Raw genomic sequence first — 17421 nt, forward strand, 5'->3', positions numbered from 1 at the left:
TTAGCCCCTTTCCCACCGATCAATAAATAAAATGATTAATCGTTCCGGCCCGTGTACGCCGATGGTAAGAACCCTTTCAATGTCGGCGGTGCGGCTGGGTCCGGAAACAAAGGCCAGGTATCCGGGTAGTTGCTCCGAGTTTCGGGCCAGATGGGTGAATACATCAACCAGGGATGGGACCAGCCCGCTGGTGGGTACCAGGGCCAGATGTATGGGAGGGAGGGTGGCGGCCAGACGGCTGTCAAGGGATGTGGCATTTTGCACCAGGGTGCCGGTGTCAGCGATGGCCAGATCGTAACAGGCCATGCCCAGATTAGCCCGGGCGGCCGCCTGGCGGTCGCAGGGGATCGTCAGTTCGGATATAGAGGCAGCAATTTGGCCTGTCATGGGATGGGAGTCGACCACTACTGCCGGCTGATTAAGTTCGGCGGTGAATTGCCGGCAAAAGGAAACGGCTTCCTGAGGGTCGGCGACACGGTTTACTTCGGCCGACAGAGCGGCAGCGGCCTGCTTGAACTGATCGTAGAGCTGTAGCATGGCTGATTTCTTCCTCTCTGCGCTGTCTTACTGCTCACAAAGGGGAACCTTGCCCGGAATGGATATGTGACCAGTAAGACTGATGGTCTTACCATGTATTATAACTGTATGTTGAATTTTCGTAAACATCTGATGGTAAGACCAAGGCAGATATTGGCGAAAAGCAGTCCGGCCAGTACATCGGTTACCCAGTGAATGCCCAGGTAGACAGTGGAAAAAACGATGGTCAGATTGACCGGGATCACCAGGGCCAGCAGGCGCTTTTCCCTAATGTGTGCCGCCACCAGAGTGACCGTGGTGGAAATAGAGGTGTGCAGGCTGGGAAAATTGTTATTCAGACCGCTGAAGAAGCGATAAGTGTGATTGAAGGCCGGATAGACCTGCTCAATGAGCAGCTTGACCTGGGGGTTGTAATACCAGGTCTCGTATACCGGCGTGAGCAGATAAAATGGCACTGCCAGCAGATAATTCGTTCCCACAGCGCAGAGCAGGAACAGGGCCAGCCCGGTCCGTTCGGTGAGCATTAAGTAAAGGTACACACCCAGGATCAGAGCCGGAAAAACAAAAATGTAAAAGAAGCTGAGTACACTGGTTAAGAAAGGATTGGCCAGGCTCTGTACCAGAGCCGGCAAATTTCCTTCTACAGCGGCAATCAGGCGGGTTAATTGCCAACCGGCGGGGAAAAATTGTTCAAACCAGGCTACCAGATAGTGCAATCCCAGGTTGTAAAGCATAAAGACCAGCAGCCAGAAGATAATTCGTAAAGGCCGGGGAAAGCTGCCCACATTGACGCTGGGCATGTTGATATTGTTGTAATGATAGCGCAGGTTTATGCTGCCGTTCAGGACGGGTATATTCCCGGCGCTGGCCAGTAGAAAGATCAATCCGCTGGTGAGCATAAAGGTGAGCAGCATAGTAAAAGGAGAGTGGTATATGAGCTGGCTGAGCTGCATAGGACTCGCTCCTTTTCGGCTATGTTATATAAACCGGAAACCGGGGCAATTTCCTGGTTTAGTACCGGCAGTGACATTGCCGGATATTATTATGGGCGGTTGCCCCTTTTTTTACCCAGCACAAAAAAGCCCGGTATATGCAGGTAGACTATACCGGGAAGTCAATGCTCCGTTGGCTGAATAACGATTTTCTATAACTACAGCATTGTTTGCTGTCGGGTTCGCCTCAGTGAACCGGCCCCTGGTCGGCACAGCAGGCACCGGGTGTACATTCTCCGGCATCTTTTTTTCCGGCACAGCAGCGCAGTTCATCATTGGCCGGTTTGCCCACCGCACTGGGGATAAAGGGTGCCGAGATCAGTTTTTGTACCTGATTGCTCTGACACTGCGGGCAGGTCTGTGGTGTATCGGACTGGCTGGTCAGCAGTAGTTTTTCAAAAACATGGTTACAGGACTGGCATTTGAATTCAAATATGGGCATGTAATCTGGCCTCCCTGTAGTTATACTGGTTTGATCGATATGGAAAATACAGGTATCAAATTTTTATTCATAATTATAGCACGCTTTGGTGAGCTTTACATTTAAAGCAGCTAAAAAAATTTTAAGAAGCAGAATGTCAGGCATTAAACCAAATAGTCAACCGCAGCGTCAATTACTTAAAAGATTATATGGCGGGTGACAGTAATTGGCGGATGTTGCCGTGGTGGAAAAGGCCAGGGCGGGAGACGAGGAAGCATTCACCCGGCTGGTGGAGGACTATTCGGCCAGCGTTTACCGCACTGCTTACATGATCCTGCGCGATCATGGAGCGGCGGAAGACGTGGTGCAGGAAGCCTTTATCATCTGTTACAGAAAGTTAGCCGGTTTTCAGGGCAGGGCTTCTTTTGCCACCTGGCTTTATAAAATAGTGGTCAATCTTTGCCGTGATAAAATGCGAAAAAATAAACGAGAGGTGGCTTTGCTGGAAAAGGTGGTGCAAAACGATACCTGGTCCGGTGATGAGGCCTGTACCGATCTGGATCTCAAGCTGGAACTCAAACAGGTGATTGATTCACTTAAACCCGAGCACAGGATTTTGCTGACGCTTTATTATGGTCTGGATATGAGCGTCAAACGGGTGGCCGAAGTGTTAAACCTGCCCGAGGGTACGGTCAAATCCAGGTTGAGCACGGCACGGGCCCTGGTAAAAGAACGTTTGGGAGAGATGCCTTATGCATTGTCATGACTTCAGGCGGCTGATTCAGGAGCAGCTTTCGGGCACACTGGACACTTCCCTGGAAAAAGATTTTCAGCAGCACCTGGAAAACTGTGCCAGCTGTGCCCGGGAGTGGCAGCACTGGTACCGGGCCGAGTTGCTGCTCCGGCAGGGGGTTAAAGAAATAATGGCGGAAATTCCCGTGCCCGGGGAACTGAGCCACCGGGTGCTGGTGGCCTGCCGGAATGTGCCTGCCGGGCAAGCGCCGCGCCAGCGCTCTAGCAGTTTCGCCGGCTGGGTTCCCTATGTGGCGGCGGCAGCTTTGCTCCTGGTGCTGGCTCTGGGCGGGAGTTATGATTGGTTGAAAAAGGAGCTGGTTACCGGTCCCCGGTTGGCCGCCGGACTGATGACCGCCCGAACGACCGGGTCTGAGCAGCAGGTGGACCTTTCCGCGCCGGTGGAAAAGTCATCTCTGACCGATGAAAAACTGGCCGGTCGCCGCCACCAGATCCGGGAGCAGGCGGCAGATGCAGCAATTGGCAGGGAGGAGGGCCGGGACGGCGGACCGGTTGTGGCGGCAGTAACCGGGGGCCCCCAACGGGAGCTGTCCGTTGCTTCCGGGGAGGTGGTGGCCCGAAAACTGCCGGCGGAGACCGGAACCTTCCGGTTGCCGGTGAACCAGGATGCCGGACAACAACCGGTCGCCCTGGCGGTGCAGGAGAAGGCTGTCGTGCAGCGTGGAGCGGTGGCGCGGCCGGTGCAGGCCCTGGCAGCGGCACCGGACCCGGAGGAAGTGGCCCGGCAGCAGGCGGCACCGGAAAGTGAGCAGGTTGGATCGACCGGGGTTCTGCCGGTACCGCTGCGCCAGGAGATTGGTAAGGGAGCCATATTTAAAGTATATCTGGTTCAGGACCAGACAGTTGTCTGGGGCAAACAAACTCTGGCGGCAGCCGGTGCAGCGCCGCTATCCCTGCACCGGGGGGACCAGTTGACTCCGGAGAGGGCCCGGGTATGGCAGTACAACCAGTACCGGGGGGTGCTTTGGGAACTGGATGATGGCTATACCGTGCTGAACTGGCAGCGGGGAGGATTTGTCTACAGTTTGGAAGGTACCCGTTTGGCTGACAGTCCGGGCGAACTGCTGGAGTTCTTCTGGCGGCAGGAGTAAGGATATGGTTAGTGGCCACCGCCTGGCGGTGGCCTTATTATTGTGCCGGGTAAATATTTATTGTGCCAAAGTATTGACTTGTCAGTCAATTTATTGCATGATTATTCTAAACATAGTACAGTGTTATATATTAATAAGTACTGGTAGGGAGTGGTTCAAGTGCAGTATAAATATCTTTTCCAGCCCATTCAAATCGGCCGCCTGGAACTGAAAAACCGCATTGTCATGCCGGCCATCCACCACGCCTATACGCCGGACGGGTTTGTCAACCCGCGCCTGGTGCGCTATTACGCTACCCGGGCGGCCGGGGGAGCGGGGTTGATCATTGTGGGGGGCTGTGCGATTGACCGGCTGGGGCCGGGGCCCATGATGATCAGCCTGCAGGACGACAAATTCATCCCCGGTTTAAGCGAGTTGACCGGGGCCGTTCACGCAGCCGGGGCGAAGATAGCCGCCCAGCTCTACCAGTCGGGACGCTATGCCCACTCCATGGTCATCGGCCAGCAGCCGGCGGCTCCTTCCGCCGTGGCTTCCCGCTTTACCGGGGAGACGCCGCGGGAAATGACCAGGGAAGATATTGCCGCCGTAATTGAGAGCTACGCCGCCGCGGCCGACCGGGCCAAACGGGCCGGTTTTGATGCGGTGGAGGTGATTGCCAGCGCCGGCTATTTGATTTGCCAGTTTTTATCCCCCCTGACCAACCTGCGCACCGATGAGTACGGGGGCTCCTGGGAAAACCGCTGCCGCTTCGGCATTGAAGTGGTACGGGCCATCAAGGAACGGGTGGGGGCCGACTACCCGCTGCTGGTGCGCATCAGTGGCAATGATTTCATGCCCGGCAGCAATACCAACAGGGAGGCGGCGGCCTTTGCCCGCGAGCTGGAAAAAGCGGGCGTGGACTGCATCAATGTCACGGGCGGCTGGCATGAGACCAGGGTGCCCCAGATTACCGGTGAGTTGCCGCCCGGCGGTTTTTCCTACCTGGCAGCCGGAGTGAAACGGGCGGTCTCCATACCGGTGATTGCCAGCAACCGCATCAACGATCCGCGTCTGGCCGAGCAGCTGTTGTGCATGGGAGTAGCCGACCTGGTGAACATGGGGCGTCCGTTGATTGCCGATCCCGATCTACCCCGCAAGGTGCAGGAGGGACGCGAGCGGGAAGTACGTAAGTGCATTGCCTGCAACCAGGGCTGCATGGACCGGGTTTTCAGCATGCGGGATGTACTTTGCGCGGTCAACGGTCTGGCCGGGCGAGAACACGAGCTGGAAGTCCGAAAGGCACAGGTAAGCAAAAATGTACTGGTCATTGGTGGTGGCCCGGCCGGCATGGAGGTGGCGGCGCTGGCTGCCGAGCGGGGACACCGGGTGACACTTTGGGAAAAGAGCCACCGCCTGGGCGGCCAGGTGCACTATGCAACCAAACCGCCGGGCAAGGCCGATTTCGCCAGCCTGATTGAGTACCAGTCCCACCGCCTGCAAAAAGCCGGGGTGGAAGTGGTTCTGAACAGGGCGGCCACAGTGGAGGATGTGCTGGCCGCCGCCCCCGATGTGGTGGTGGTAGCCACCGGTGCGCGGCCCATACCGGCACCTTTCCCGGTTGCGGAAGGTATCTGTGTGCACCAGGCCAACGATGTGCTGGACGGGGTGGCCTGCGCCGGCCGGCGGGTGGTTGTGGTAGGCGGCGGTGCCGTGGGCTGTGAAACGGCCATTTTCCTGGCCGAGCAGGGTACCATCAGTGCGGAGACGCTGAAGTTTTTGGTGGTGCACCAGGCCGAGGAGCCGGCTGTGCTGCAGCAGCTTTTGAACCAGAGTGTGCGGGAAGTGACCATTGTGGAAATGCTCAAAGGGATTGGACGGGATATCGGCCTGAGCACGCGCTGGGGAGTGATGAAACAGATCAAGCGCCTGGGTATCAAGGTGCTGGACCAGAGCAAAGTGGTGGGTGTGTCACTGGAAGGCGTATTGATAGAAACGCCCGAACAGCAGGTTACCCTGCCGGCCGACACTGTGGTGCTGGCCCTGGGGGCGCGGTCGGAAAACAGCCTTTATGAAGGCCTGCGGGGCCGGGTGCAGGAGCTTTACCTGATCGGGGATGCCGTCAAACCGCGCAAAATAACCGAGGCCATCGCAGAAGCCTGCGAACTGGGGATAAAGTTATAGTCCTGTGGATAAAATTGTTGATAATGTTGATAATTTCGCGCCCTGCAAGGTTTGACAAATTTCTATCTCCACGGCGCGACCTGTGGATAATGTCGAAAGACAGAATTTTGTGGTGATGCAGATGTCGCTGGCCTATGCTATTATGGGCTTGCTCAGCTACCGGCCCATGACGGGCTACAACTTGAAAGAGGTTTTCGACAACTCGGTCAACCACTTCTGGCATGCTCACCTGAGCCAGATTTACCGCGAACTGGCCAGGATGGAAGAGCAGGGGCTGGTGGTATCGCAGATTAAGCAGCAGGAGGGCAAGCCGGACCGGAAGGTTTACAGCCTGACGCCGGCCGGGGAGGAAAAGTTTCTGGCCTGGCTGCACAATTTTCCTCCCCGCCTGACCCTGCGTTACAATGACGAATTTTTGCTGCGCATATATTTTGCCGGACGTATGCCGGTGCGGGAGGTTCTTTACCAGTTAATCAGGTATCAAAAAGAAGTACAGGCCAAATTGGAAAATTTTCAGGCACTGATTGCGGTAGTAGAGAACTACAGTCGTTATGTTAATCGTCCGCAGGATAAGCTGTACTGGTTGATGACCCTGGAACTGGGCATTGAACTGATGCAAACCAATTTGCGCTGGGCCGGTCGAGCCATTGAAAAGCTGGAGAGTATGCTGGCTGATGAAAAAAGCGCCGGGAAGGAGTAGGATCATGTCGGAAAAGACTGTGCTGCTGGAAAAACAGGGGGCGGTGGCCCTGGTAACGCTGAATCGTCCGGCGGCTCTGAACTGCTTCAATGAAGAAATGTGGCAGGAAATGGAAAGAGTGTTGAGCGAGCTGGAGCAGGATCAGTCGGTGCGGGCAGTGGTGCTGAAAGCGGCAGGCGACAAGTTCAGCGCCGGGATTGACCTTTCCTTGCTGGGCAGGCTAGACTCGGACTTTATCTGGCGTAACCTGCCCCGCATGCAGCAGTTGAACAACCGCTGGGAAAATCTGTTGCAGCCGGTAATCGCGGCTGTGCAGGGGATCTGTTTTGGTGCGGGCACCGAACTGGTGCTGGCCTGTGATATTCGCCTGGCTTCCACCAGAGCGGTTTTCGGTATTCAGGAAGTGCAGTTCGGTCTCTCGCCCGACATGGGGGGCAGCCAGCGTTTGACGCGGGTAGTGGGGGCCAGCCAGGCCAAGCGGTTGATCCTGACCTGCGATACTATCGACGCCCGGGAAGCCCTGCGCATTGGCCTGGTGGACCTGGTCTACGAACCCGAGGAACTGCTGCCCGCGGCTCTGGCCATGGCCGAGAAGATTGCCTCCCGGCCGCCTCTGGCGGTGCGTTTTGCCAAGAAGGCCGTCAATGTCGCTCAGGAGAGCTCTTTGTATGCCGGTCTCCTGTTTGAGCAGGCCCAGTCCATCCACTGCCTGGGAACCCGCGATAAAAACGAAGCTGTGGCGGCTTTTTTTGAAAAGCGCTTGCCGGAATTTCAGGGAAAATAACAAATAATACCATGTGTATGTAATTGTGTGATTGACAAAAAACCCTGTTTGCTTATTTCAAGCAGGGTTTTTGTTTATTTGTCTAGAAAATATTGACAAAATTTATATTTCAAGTTAATATTAACATTCCAGAGGGCCATATTAATTTGTGCCGGGGAGGTGTAGAACCGTGCAAACCGAAAAGATGCTGGAGCTTTTGTCGGTGCTGCGCCATGACTTTTTAAATCACCTGCAGGTGATTTCCGGTCTCCTGCAGCTGAACAAACCGGAACGGGTGATGGACTACATCAGGGAAGTAAGCTCGCATATCGCCAGCCTGAGCAAGATTGTGCATCTGAAAAACAGCGAGGCGGCGGCGGCCATGCTGGTGGGCTGCCATGAGGCGGCCAAAGAACAGGTGGAACTGCACTTCCATGTCAAGACCGACCTGGCACAGATTGACTTGCCCGATGACCTGGTGGGTGAAGCGCTGCTCACAGCGGTGAGTGCAGCGGTAGCCTGTTTGGTCAAAGACCGGCTGTATGACCGTCATCTGGAAATTAACCTGTTGGAACACTCCCGCTGGTATGTCTGCCGGGTGGGTATTCCGGTGGACGAGGCGGCCTGTTTGAGCTGGTGGCAGGACAGGCTGGGTGTGCTGGATCAAAAGCTGCGCGCCCGGGGCGGCCGCGTTAAAGTGGTTTTTGCGTCCGGTGCTACCGAATTGGTGATCAATTTACCCCGGCGCCTTTCACATGCCGTGGGATAAAACAAGGCAAGCTATTGTAAAAAGAGCGGGAAGAGGATGACGTAATGTTTTACGATTATGCCAAAATTTATGTTAAGGGTGGCGATGGCGGCAACGGTTGCGTGGCCTTTCGCCGGGAAAAATACGTGCCCGACGGTGGACCCTGGGGTGGCGACGGCGGCCGGGGCGGCAGTGTGATTTTGCAGGCCGATGAGGGATTGCGCACCCTGGTGGATTTTCGCTATCAGCGCCACTATAAGGCCGGACGGGGTCAACACGGTATGGGTAAAAATATGCACGGTCGCGGTGCCGAGGATCTGGTGCTGCGGGTGCCCGTGGGCACTGTGGTGCGCGATGGGGATAGTGGTGCTGTACTGGGCGATCTGGTGGAGCATGGGCAGCGGCTGGTGGTGGCCCGGGGGGGGCGGGGAGGCCGGGGCAACGCCCGCTTTGTGACCCTGCAGAATAAAGCTCCGGCTTTTGCCGAAAAAGGTGAACCGGGACAGGAAAGGTGGCTGGAGCTGGAACTCAAGCTGCTGGCCGATGTGGGACTGGTGGGGTTTCCCAATGTGGGCAAGTCCACGCTCATTTCCCGCGTTTCGGCGGCTAAACCCAAAATCGCCAACTATCACTTCACCACTGTGGTACCCAACCTGGGCGTGGTGCGGGTGGACGAGGGTGATAGTTTTGTCATAGCCGATATTCCCGGCTTGATCGAGGGGGCGCACAGCGGGTCTGGTCTGGGCCACCAGTTTCTGCGCCATGTAGAACGCACCCGGATTCTGGTGCACGTTCTGGATATCGCCGGCTCAGAGGGGCGCGATCCATTGCAGGATTTTGCGATTATCAACCGGGAACTGGCCCTTTATGATCAGCGTCTGGCCTGCCGGCCCATGCTGGTGGCGGCGAACAAAACTGACCTGCCGGGAGCGGCAGAAAACCTGGAACGCCTGCAACAGGCGCTGGGAAATGATTATGAAATTTTCCCCGTATCGGCCGTCAGCGGGGAGGGGCTGCAGCCCCTTATTTATCGTTTGGCCGAAATGTTGCGCGATCTGCCGGCCATTCCTCCGGCAGAACCGGCCCCGCCGGAGGAGGAACGATATGTGGCCGAAGATCCCGGGCCCCGCTTTACGCTGCACCGGCAGGATGGGATCTTTTTTATTGGCGGTCGGGAGATCGAAAGGCATGTGGCCATGACCCAGGTGGAAAATGAAGCAGCTCTGGAACGCCTTTATTCCATCATGAAGCTGATGGGCATAGATCAGGCGCTGCAGGAGGCCGGAATCAAGGACGGGGACACGGTAGTCATTGGCAACTACAGTTTTGAATATGTAGCGGATTAACGACTGGGCAGGCGCGGCATTTGCCGCGCCTTTTGTTGCCCGGTGGTGGCTGTTTGCCTGGCACAAGGGTGCAGCGGCATGATCAGCCGGGCGATGACACTCTTCCGGAGTCCTTTTACAGCAGGGCCAGGTTGTTGCGATGTACGACTTCGTCGTAGTCTTTGTAACCCAGGATGCGTTCAATGTCGCCGGTTTTGTGGCCCATGATCAGCCGGACATCTTGAGAACTGTAGTTGACAATACCCCGGGCCAGTTCTTTGCCCTCCGGGTCGATAATGGATACGGTATTGCCCAGCTCGAACTCCCCCCGCACGGCAGTGATGCCCGAAGGGAGCAGGCTTTTGCCGCGTCGGGTGATGGCTTCCGCCGCGCCGGCATCCACGTGCAGCGCGCCCTGTACCGCCGAGCCGTAGGCGATCCAGCGCTTTTTGTTTTCCAGCCGGGAACAGGGCCAGAACACCGTGCCCACATTTTCGCCGGCAACAATGCGGCGCAGAACGTTGTCAGCGGCGGCGGCGGCCAGTACCATGGGCATGCCCGAATGCATGGCCAGACGGGCGGCCGATAGTTTGGTGATCATGCCTCCCGTGCCAAAACGGCTGCCCGTTCCGCCGGCCAGGCGTTCCAGTTCGGGTGTGATTTCGGTCACTTCGCCAATCAGGCGGGCATGCGGGTCGGTCTGGGGATGGGCCGTGTACAGGCCGTCAATATCAGACAGAATGATCAGTAGATCGGCGTCTACGGCACTGGCCACCATGGCGGCCAGGGTATCGTTGTCTCCCAGTTTGATTTCTTCAACAGCCACGGTATCGTTTTCGTTGATCACCGGGATGATGGCCAGGGATAGCATGGTATACAGGGTGTGGCGGGCGTTGAGAAAGCGGCTACGGTGGGTGAAATCCTCCCGGGTGAGCAGCACCTGCCCCACAGTAATGCCATATTCCGCAAAGAGCTTTTCGTAAAGGTGCATCAACAGCCCCTGGCCCACAGCGGCAGCGGCCTGTTTTTCCGGTATATTGCGGGGCCGGCGAGAAAAACCCAGGCGGCTGAGTCCCATGCCTACCGCTCCCGATGTAACCAGAATGACCTCCAAGCCCCGGTTGTGCAGGTCGGAAAGCTGGCGCACCAGCGCTTCCAGCCGGGTCAGGTTGGGTTTACCGGTGCTGTAGGTCAGAGAGGAAGAGCCGACTTTGACCACAATGCGGTGGGCGCTGGCCAGTTTGCTGCGGCAATCAATCATTTTGTCCACAAACCCCTTGTTGGTGATGATTTGTTTTACTAAATTATACCACGCCGGGACATATAAAAGCGATGTATACACGCCGGCGCGTGGATACATCGCTGTATGTTTTACACCTGGAAGCTGCTAACTGATTTTTCCATGGACTGTCCCATGGCGGCCAGTTCCTCGGCCAGGGCGGATACTTCTTCTACAGCGGCGCTCTGCTCCTGGCTGATCTGGGAAATGTTCTGGATGCTGGCTGACATCTGCTGGGTGGCGGCGGCCACATCCTGCATCTGTTCACCCAGGCCCTGGATCTTGCTGATTATGTTCAGGAAATAATCTCCCACCTGCTGGATGATGTGCTGCCCCTGCTGGAATTCCTGGCTGCTGCGGTTCATGATTTCCACGGAGCGTTCGGCCTGGGTCTGCAGATCATGGATCAGGCGGTAGATTTCACCGGTGGCCTGGGCCGATTGTTCGGCCAGCTGGCGCACCTCTTCCGCCACCACGGCAAAGCCCCGCCCCTGGTCGCCGGCCCGGGCCGCCTCGATGGCGGCGTTTAAAGCCAGCAGGTTGGTCTGGCCGGCAATATTTTTAATGATATCCACCACTCGGGTGATTTGCTGCGCCGCCTGACCCAGTTCTCCGATGGTCTGCAACGATTGGGCGGTGGTGTCATTCAGCAACTGCATCTGCCGGGTAATATTGTCAATGCCTTCCCGGCCCCGGGCGGCCAGTTGGGAAGTTTCGGCTGCCGCTGCGGCCACCTGACCGGCGTTGTGGGCAACCTGATCCACCGCTTTGCCCACTTGCTCGATGACGCCCGCTGTATCCTGGGCATGGGCGCTGGTTTGCTGGGCGGTGGCGGACAGGGTTTGTACCGCGGCCGCCAGCTGGGAGGCCATGTGGCTGATTTCCTGTACCAGTCCTTTTAAGCTGTTTTTCATCTGGTTGAAGGTTCTGGTCAGAGTGCCGGTTTCATCGGCACTGCGCACAGGTAGATCCGGCCCACTCAGGTCACCCGTGGCAATAGAACTGGCTTTCTGCTGCAGGGCCACCAGGGGCCGGGAAATGATCTCAGCCAACAGGAAGGAGAGCAGGAGGCCGATGAGCAGGGCCAGAGCTATGGCCACGCGGGTGGACAGGATGATCCTTTTCACCAGGGCGTTGTTCCGGGCCGTGGCCTCTTCCATGATGGCCTGCTGCTGCTGGCTGAGCTGGTTGCCGGCCTGTATAATGTTGTTAATTGTGCCTTTCTTGTTTATGGTAAAATCTATCACTGCCTGCATCCCGGTGGTTTGCTTCAGCTGCATGACCTGGTTGGCATAGTCCTGGTATTTGCTCAAGTTTTCCTGCATGCCGGCCACCAGTTTTTGCCCCTCTGTATCGGTAACCAGGGTGGCCAGCTCCCGGACATCGTGGGAAGATTTCTGCAGTGCCTGTTCGTACTTCTGCCGGTAATCGTCATAGCCGGTCAGCAGGTAGGAGCGCAGGTACAGGGCGCTGTACTCAAAGTCAGTCACTACGTTTTTGGCCAGCAGGGCAATGCGGGCCTGGGTCTGGACCAGGCGGGAATAGGAATCGTTAATCCGGCTGATCTGCATCTGGCTATATATACCGATGAGCAGGACGAAAAGCAGGATGGCGGCGGCCATCAACACCAGGCGGGTGCGCAATCTTTTAATCACAGGCGACCAGCTCCTTTGTAGTGATAAAGAATGAGAAAACTATCACATAAATTTAAACACATTACCTCTTAAAAAATACTACCATAGTTGGCTGGGTGGTGCCAATACCTGAATGGCAGAAAAAAGTACAGATACTTTTTATTTACTTGGCCGAGTAGAAGTGCTATCATAATTAATAAGGATATATTTTATCTCATATGTATATAAAGGCAGGAGTGAGTATATGTCCGGGGAAAGTATGATTCAAACCAGGAAACATACGTCTGGAAGGAACAATCTGCTGCTTGCTTATTTGTCAAAAATGAAAGGTGGAAAACTGCAATGCATGCCGGTGCCCTCCGGGCGGGAATTGCTGGTCACTGCAGCAGGCAGTCTGCTGGGCATTGGTTTGGTAACATGGCTGGCCTACCTGTACAGTTTACCTCTACTGGTACCATCCTTCGGGGCATCGGCGGTTTTGCTCTATGGGGCCTGTCATGTACCCATGGCTCAGCCCCGCAATGTGGTGGGTGGGCATGTCGTGTCGGGCCTGACCGGGGTGATGGTATCTGCTCTGCTGGGAACTTCCTGGGTGGCAATAACCATTGGAGTTAGTCTGGCCATTGTGCTGATGGCTTTGACCCGCACGTTACATCCTCCCGGTGGGGCGACAGCATTTATGGCCGTCAGCACCGGGCAGGGGTGGAAATTTGTGTTCATGCCGGTGGCCGTCGGGGTGCTGTGTCTGGTGCTGATGGCCATTCTGGTGAACAATATTTCTCCCGAGCGCCACTATCCCCAGTACTGGTATTAGTTGTTAGTATGATTTGATAGTTGAGCTGATTGCTTCTAGTGGTTCAGTTGCTGAAGGGATTGCAGAACGCTGGTCAGGTGGAAATGCATATTCTGGCGGGCCAGCTCTTCATCGCCGGCGAGAATAGCTTCCAGAACGGCAATGTGTTCTTTTATTGATTGCCTGATGCGTCCCGGAATAGCGTGGGTATATTCCCTGGCTTCAGTGAACAAGTCCAGCATGTTTTTCATCAGCCGAACCACAACCGGGTTGGCGGACAGTTCTGATACCAGCAAGTGGAATTGCTGGTCGGATTGGGCTTGCGCTTCGGCAATACGATCATGAGGCAGGTCGAGCAAAGCTCGATTTTGGGCAATAGCCTGCCTGATTTTATCCAGATCCGGTGCTTGTCGGCGCTGGGCCGCCCAGCCGGCAGCAGCAGTTTCCAGTACCAGGCGTACCTCAAAAAGGTGCTCAACGGTGTCCTGGTCGCCTACCAGCAGGTGGGATAAATGTTTGGCCAGTTTCTGACCATCGAGGTGGGACACAAAAATACCTATACCGTGCTTTACTTCCAGGATACCCTCTCCGGCCAGAGTTTTTACGGCGTCACGTACTACAGTCCGGCTGACGCCGAATTGTTCGGCCATTTCTCTTTCCGGTGGAAGGCGGTCACCGGGGCTGAGACGTCCGGTACGGATCAGTTCCTTGATATAACCTGCAACCTTGTTGCGCAGAGGTTCGTTATCGCCAATACGTGGAAACATGTTTATGCACTCCCCGGCCGTTTATTGTATTGATATGAGGTAACACCACAAGCCACATAAATAATACTAATGCTTTTTCTTTGAATTTTCAATATCCTGAAATTAGCCGCCCCAAAAATGGGGCCAGATTTCCACCCTGGCCGGAGGAGTGATAATATCTTCCAGAGATATTTTGCGCCCATCTGCTGTGATCAGGCCAATTTCCCGGTCATTTATGCCCAGAAATTTTATTAACTGTTTTGCCGGTGCAGGTTGCCATTCCGGGATAATCTGTCTGCCCCTTTTTTCGGGTGGGCAGCTGGAAAAACTGCTGCTCACATATACTTCCAACATAAACGAACACTCCCTGATTTCTGGTTTGCTCAGCAGGTGTGCACAATGATAGGGCCGGGGGCACTGGGCACCCCGGCCGTCTTTGGGGCAATGCTTCAGCTCTGGACAATGTTGATGAACTCTTCCAGCTCCAACCTGGTGAGAGTTTCCGGCGTGGGTTTTCCTTCCCTGTCCCAGCCCATAACCGCATAATATTCATCCAGCATGGTTTCCAAATTGATTGTCTGGTTCTGGCAGGGGCCTACCCGGGGAGATTCCTTGAGCATGCGCGGGGGCAGGGTATCATCCTTGCGTCCAAAACCTTCCCGGATGTTAAAAAGTTTTTCCAGGGTGATAATGCGGTCACCGATTTCCATGGCTTCCTGTTCACTGATCTTCCAACCGGTAATCGCTTGAATCATATCCAGCTGCATGCCTAGGCTCAAGGCAAAGCGCATGGAAGAGCACAGGCTCATGGAGTCAACAATGGCCATATAAGCCTGGGTTTCTTTGACCAGGGCTCCTTTTCCTTGTTCTGCAAAACGGTTGTTTTGAGCCAGCTCCACACCAAAAGTGGGCGCAAACATGTGGTGTGCCCCTTTGGTCGAAACAGCGTAAGTTAAACCCATCCCCTTGGCACCGCGCGGGTCATAAGCAGCAAAGCTCATCCCCTTGCTGTGCATGGCCAGTTCGGGTACGCCCAGTTTTTCGGCAGCGGTTTTTAATCCCTCGGCCAGCAGATCACCGATCCCTTCCCGCCGGCCAATCATTTCTACTAACTGGCAAAGAGCTTCGCCGTTACCAAAATTCAGCGCCAGCCCGCCAGTTTCTTGATCGGTAATAATACCCTTTTCATAACATTCCATGGCCAGGGCGATTGTACCACCGCAGGTAATGGTATCCATACCGTACTGGTCAATTAAGTCTACCGCACGCAAAATATATTCCCAGTCAAATACACAGGTATTTGTGGCTACCAGGGCCATGGTTTCAAATTCCGGACCTTCTATTTTAATGTTACCGTATTTTTCAGATTTAACCAGGCAGTTCTTGCCACACACAATGGGACAGGCAAAACAGGAAACATCGCCGAAAACATAATTCTTTCTCATTTCCGGGCCGGAGACCTGTACCGCCAGCGGTGAAGCGCCGTCCTGGAAGTTGCGCACCGCCAGGAAACCTAATTCGTTAATACCGTTCACCATCTCGCAGGTACCCTGTTCCTTGCGGGCATTGGCTTTGGGGTGCCTGGCCAGGATATCGTATACTTGTTGGGTCAGTTCGGTCAGAGCGGCCTGATTGGCTACCGATACAGTGTTCTTACCGCGTACGGCGATGGCCTTCAGGTTTTTGGAACCCATCACCGCTCCGCAGCCTCCCCGGCCAAATTCCCGGTGGTAATCATGCTGGATACAGGCAAAGCGGTTCAGGTTTTCACCTGCCGGTCCAATTACAGCCAGCTTGACGGAGTGGTCTTTCAGCTCGGCTCTCAGGGCATCTTCAGTAGCGTGGGTAAGTTTACCCCAGAGATGTTCGGCAGAGCGAAGCTCCACTTTATTGCCGTCAATCCACAGGTAACTTGGTTTTTCGGCTTTTCCCTCTATAATAATACCATCGTAGCCGGCAAATTTGAGTTCCGGTCCCAGTGATCCGCCGCACAGCGCAAAGGAGTATGTGCCTGTGAGCGGGGATTTAAATGTTACTGTTATTTTGTTGGCACCTGGAGCCATAGTTCCCTCAGCCGGGCCGGTCATAAAGATTAACTTATTGTCCGGACCCAGGGGATTGATGCCGGCGGCAACTTCATCAAGCAGCAGTTTGGCTGCCACTCCCCGGGCACCAATATATTTTTTGAAATAATCCACATTGGTGTCCTCGGTTGTGATAACACCGCTGGACAGGTTAACGCGCAAAATTTTACCGGTTAATCCTCCCATTTGGGGCATCGACATCGTGCATACTCCTCTCACAGAAATCTCATTTTATAAGAAGCCGGTTTTCAATTAAGTGACCGATGATGCATTACAACATTTTTTCCAGGGCCGGGCGGTGGGCATAGGCAATGTCTATATACTGAATAGCACCCATAGGGCATTTTTCTGCACACACTGGATTCCCCCCACAGGTGTCGCAAGTCAAGGCCTTGCGGGTTTGCGGGTGGAAGGAGATAGCTGCATTGGGGCAAGCCCGCAAACACTTGCGACAACCAATACATTTTTCGTAATCCACAATGATTCCCCCGGTCTGGCTGTCCTGTTGCAGGGCCTGTTTGGGGCAGGCGTCCAGGCAGGCCGGTTTGGCGCACTGGGCACAGGTTACAGGTTGGCACAGGTAGCGAGCATGATCCCGTAAAATTTTTACGCGGGAGTAAGCCGGATTGGCTACCTGTTCATGTCCAAGGGAGCACCAGAGTTCACAGATTCGGCATCCAGAACACTTGCTGGGATCGACAACCAAGGTTTTCATGATTCCACTCCTCTGGCCAAAAATATGAATTTTTTGTAAAGAAAACAAAAAGACCTGACATAAAAGTTTAAATACTTTTATCGTCAGGCCATATACAGCGGACGGTGCAACAGCTTGTAAAACAGTCAGCTTGTTCACCAGGCTGTAACGCTAACGTTACATATTAACTTTTTCAAATTACTACTCATTTCAAGTATAATTCAGTGTGCTGAAAACGTCAAGGTCATGCCAGCTGTTAACTTACTGGTGTTGTTCACTGGTAACTCTTTCTCTGTCCCGCAGCAGGCTGGGTATCAAGTAGATGCCTCCCAGGCCTACCAGAGTATAGATTATTCTGCTGAACCAAGATGATTGCCGCATTACTTCACCGCCGAACAGAGCTGTTACCAGGTCCCACTGAAACAGCCCGACCAGCAGCCAGTTGATGGCGCCAATAATCACCAGGGCCAGAGACAGTTTGTACAGCCAGGCCATGACAAATCACCTCCTTGTGGTAATAAAGGTAAATACTGCATATTTATTTATTGTCAAAAAAATCAAGTATTATACATGATGCAGCTATTTGTGTGTTGATTGTCAACAGAATTGACCCACTATGTGCAAATAAAATTGATCCACAG

Annotated in this window: 18 protein-coding genes; 8 read left to right on the forward strand and 10 right to left on the reverse strand. The window is 54.7% G+C overall.

The features are described from left to right. From ACUVTU_RS01205 to ACUVTU_RS01215, 3 genes are all read right to left on the reverse strand, one after another. Positions 1 to 537, reverse strand: coding sequence for a LutC/YkgG family protein (locus tag ACUVTU_RS01205; protein ID WP_445888131.1), 537 nt, complete (start codon positions 535 to 537; stop codon positions 1 to 3). Positions 538 to 635: 98 nt separating this feature from the next. Then, a complete protein-coding gene (locus ACUVTU_RS01210; RefSeq protein ID WP_445888132.1) occupies positions 636 to 1490 on the reverse strand; it encodes a phosphatase PAP2 family protein in 855 nt (284 codons plus the stop codon). Between the two features lie 226 nt (positions 1491 to 1716). Next, complete coding sequence (locus tag ACUVTU_RS01215) at positions 1717 to 1971, reverse strand: FmdB family zinc ribbon protein (RefSeq protein ID WP_445888133.1); 255 nt, start codon at positions 1969 to 1971, stop codon at positions 1717 to 1719. A gap of 205 nt (positions 1972 to 2176) precedes the next feature. Between ACUVTU_RS01215 and ACUVTU_RS01220 the strand changes: the two genes are divergently transcribed. The 7 genes from ACUVTU_RS01220 (at position 2177) to obgE (ending at position 9571) form a co-directional block, all read left to right on the forward strand. Continuing rightward, positions 2177 to 2716, forward strand: coding sequence for an RNA polymerase sigma factor (locus tag ACUVTU_RS01220; RefSeq protein ID WP_445888134.1), 540 nt, complete (start codon positions 2177 to 2179; stop codon positions 2714 to 2716). Then, entirely contained in the window at positions 2703 to 3854 is a 1152-nt protein-coding gene (locus ACUVTU_RS01225) for an anti-sigma factor family protein (protein ID WP_445888135.1), read from the forward strand. The genes ACUVTU_RS01220 and ACUVTU_RS01225 overlap by 14 nt, the downstream gene beginning before the upstream one ends. A gap of 159 nt (positions 3855 to 4013) precedes the next feature. Next, positions 4014 to 6014: an oxidoreductase gene (locus tag ACUVTU_RS01230; protein WP_445888136.1), complete on the forward strand. Its 2001-nt coding sequence runs from the start codon at positions 4014 to 4016 to the stop codon at positions 6012 to 6014. Between the two features lie 82 nt (positions 6015 to 6096). Beyond that, positions 6097 to 6714: a PadR family transcriptional regulator gene (locus ACUVTU_RS01235; RefSeq protein ID WP_445888137.1), complete on the forward strand. Its 618-nt coding sequence runs from the start codon at positions 6097 to 6099 to the stop codon at positions 6712 to 6714. Positions 6715 to 6718: 4 nt separating this feature from the next. Next, positions 6719 to 7498, forward strand: a complete 780-nt coding sequence (locus tag ACUVTU_RS01240) for an enoyl-CoA hydratase/isomerase family protein (RefSeq protein WP_445888138.1) — start codon at positions 6719 to 6721, stop codon at positions 7496 to 7498. 169 nt (positions 7499 to 7667) lie between these two features. Next, complete coding sequence (locus ACUVTU_RS01245) at positions 7668 to 8246, forward strand: Spo0B domain-containing protein (RefSeq protein ID WP_445888139.1); 579 nt, start codon at positions 7668 to 7670, stop codon at positions 8244 to 8246. Between the two features lie 44 nt (positions 8247 to 8290). Further along, positions 8291 to 9571 (forward strand): GTPase ObgE, encoded by a 1281-nt coding sequence (gene obgE / locus ACUVTU_RS01250; RefSeq protein WP_445888140.1) that lies wholly within the window; start codon positions 8291 to 8293, stop codon positions 9569 to 9571. Between the two features lie 115 nt (positions 9572 to 9686). Here obgE and proB read toward each other — a convergent pair whose 3' ends face one another. Continuing rightward, complete coding sequence (gene proB, locus ACUVTU_RS01255; RefSeq protein ID WP_445888151.1) at positions 9687 to 10811, reverse strand: glutamate 5-kinase; 1125 nt, start codon at positions 10809 to 10811, stop codon at positions 9687 to 9689. Between the two features lie 110 nt (positions 10812 to 10921). Next, complete coding sequence (locus ACUVTU_RS01260; RefSeq protein ID WP_445888141.1) at positions 10922 to 12484, reverse strand: methyl-accepting chemotaxis protein; 1563 nt, start codon at positions 12482 to 12484, stop codon at positions 10922 to 10924. Positions 12485 to 12809: 325 nt separating this feature from the next. Here ACUVTU_RS01260 and ACUVTU_RS01265 point away from each other — a divergent pair, with 325 nt between their 5' ends. After that, on the forward strand, positions 12810 to 13277 hold the full coding sequence (locus ACUVTU_RS01265; protein ID WP_445888142.1) for an HPP family protein: 468 nt from the start codon (positions 12810 to 12812) through the stop codon (positions 13275 to 13277). A gap of 35 nt (positions 13278 to 13312) precedes the next feature. On the opposite strand, the gene ACUVTU_RS01270 is transcribed toward ACUVTU_RS01265, so the two are convergent. The 5 genes from ACUVTU_RS01270 to ACUVTU_RS01290 form a co-directional block, all read right to left on the reverse strand. Then, positions 13313 to 14023: a FadR/GntR family transcriptional regulator gene (locus tag ACUVTU_RS01270; protein WP_445888143.1), complete on the reverse strand. Its 711-nt coding sequence runs from the start codon at positions 14021 to 14023 to the stop codon at positions 13313 to 13315. 102 nt (positions 14024 to 14125) lie between these two features. After that, positions 14126 to 14356 carry a hypothetical protein gene (locus ACUVTU_RS01275; protein WP_445888144.1) on the reverse strand — a complete coding sequence of 77 codons (231 nt, stop codon included), beginning with the start codon at positions 14354 to 14356 and terminating at the stop codon, positions 14126 to 14128. 95 nt (positions 14357 to 14451) lie between these two features. Next, on the reverse strand, positions 14452 to 16287 hold the full coding sequence (locus tag ACUVTU_RS01280) for an aldehyde ferredoxin oxidoreductase family protein (RefSeq protein ID WP_445888145.1): 1836 nt from the start codon (positions 16285 to 16287) through the stop codon (positions 14452 to 14454). A gap of 70 nt (positions 16288 to 16357) precedes the next feature. Beyond that, positions 16358 to 16939 (reverse strand): 4Fe-4S dicluster domain-containing protein, encoded by a 582-nt coding sequence (locus ACUVTU_RS01285; protein ID WP_445888146.1) that lies wholly within the window; start codon positions 16937 to 16939, stop codon positions 16358 to 16360. 102 nt (positions 16940 to 17041) lie between these two features. Continuing rightward, positions 17042 to 17275, reverse strand: a complete 234-nt coding sequence (locus ACUVTU_RS01290; RefSeq protein ID WP_445888147.1) for a DUF378 domain-containing protein — start codon at positions 17273 to 17275, stop codon at positions 17042 to 17044. Positions 17276 to 17421 lie beyond the last annotated feature (146 nt).

This window comes from Desulfurispora sp., assembly GCF_052744395.1.

Coding starts and splice junctions, on each gene's coding strand:
- ACUVTU_RS01240 (WP_445888138.1), top strand. CDS start 6,719: ATGTCGGAAAAGACTGTGCTGCTGGAAAAACAGGGGGCGGTGGCCCTG.
- ACUVTU_RS01215 (WP_445888133.1), bottom strand. CDS start 1,971: ATGCCCATATTTGAATTCAAATGCCAGTCCTGTAACCATGTTTTTGAA.
- ACUVTU_RS01225 (WP_445888135.1), top strand. CDS start 2,703: ATGCATTGTCATGACTTCAGGCGGCTGATTCAGGAGCAGCTTTCGGGC.
- ACUVTU_RS01270 (WP_445888143.1), bottom strand. CDS start 14,023: ATGTTTCCACGTATTGGCGATAACGAACCTCTGCGCAACAAGGTTGCA.
- obgE (WP_445888140.1), top strand. CDS start 8,291: ATGTTTTACGATTATGCCAAAATTTATGTTAAGGGTGGCGATGGCGGC.
- ACUVTU_RS01290 (WP_445888147.1), bottom strand. CDS start 17,275: ATGGCCTGGCTGTACAAACTGTCTCTGGCCCTGGTGATTATTGGCGCC.
- ACUVTU_RS01210 (WP_445888132.1), bottom strand. CDS start 1,490: ATGCAGCTCAGCCAGCTCATATACCACTCTCCTTTTACTATGCTGCTC.
- ACUVTU_RS01265 (WP_445888142.1), top strand. CDS start 12,810: ATGCCGGTGCCCTCCGGGCGGGAATTGCTGGTCACTGCAGCAGGCAGT.
- ACUVTU_RS01275 (WP_445888144.1), bottom strand. CDS start 14,356: ATGTTGGAAGTATATGTGAGCAGCAGTTTTTCCAGCTGCCCACCCGAA.
- ACUVTU_RS01280 (WP_445888145.1), bottom strand. CDS start 16,287: ATGTCGATGCCCCAAATGGGAGGATTAACCGGTAAAATTTTGCGCGTT.
- proB (WP_445888151.1), bottom strand. CDS start 10,811: ATGATTGATTGCCGCAGCAAACTGGCCAGCGCCCACCGCATTGTGGTC.
- ACUVTU_RS01205 (WP_445888131.1), bottom strand. CDS start 537: ATGCTACAGCTCTACGATCAGTTCAAGCAGGCCGCTGCCGCTCTGTCG.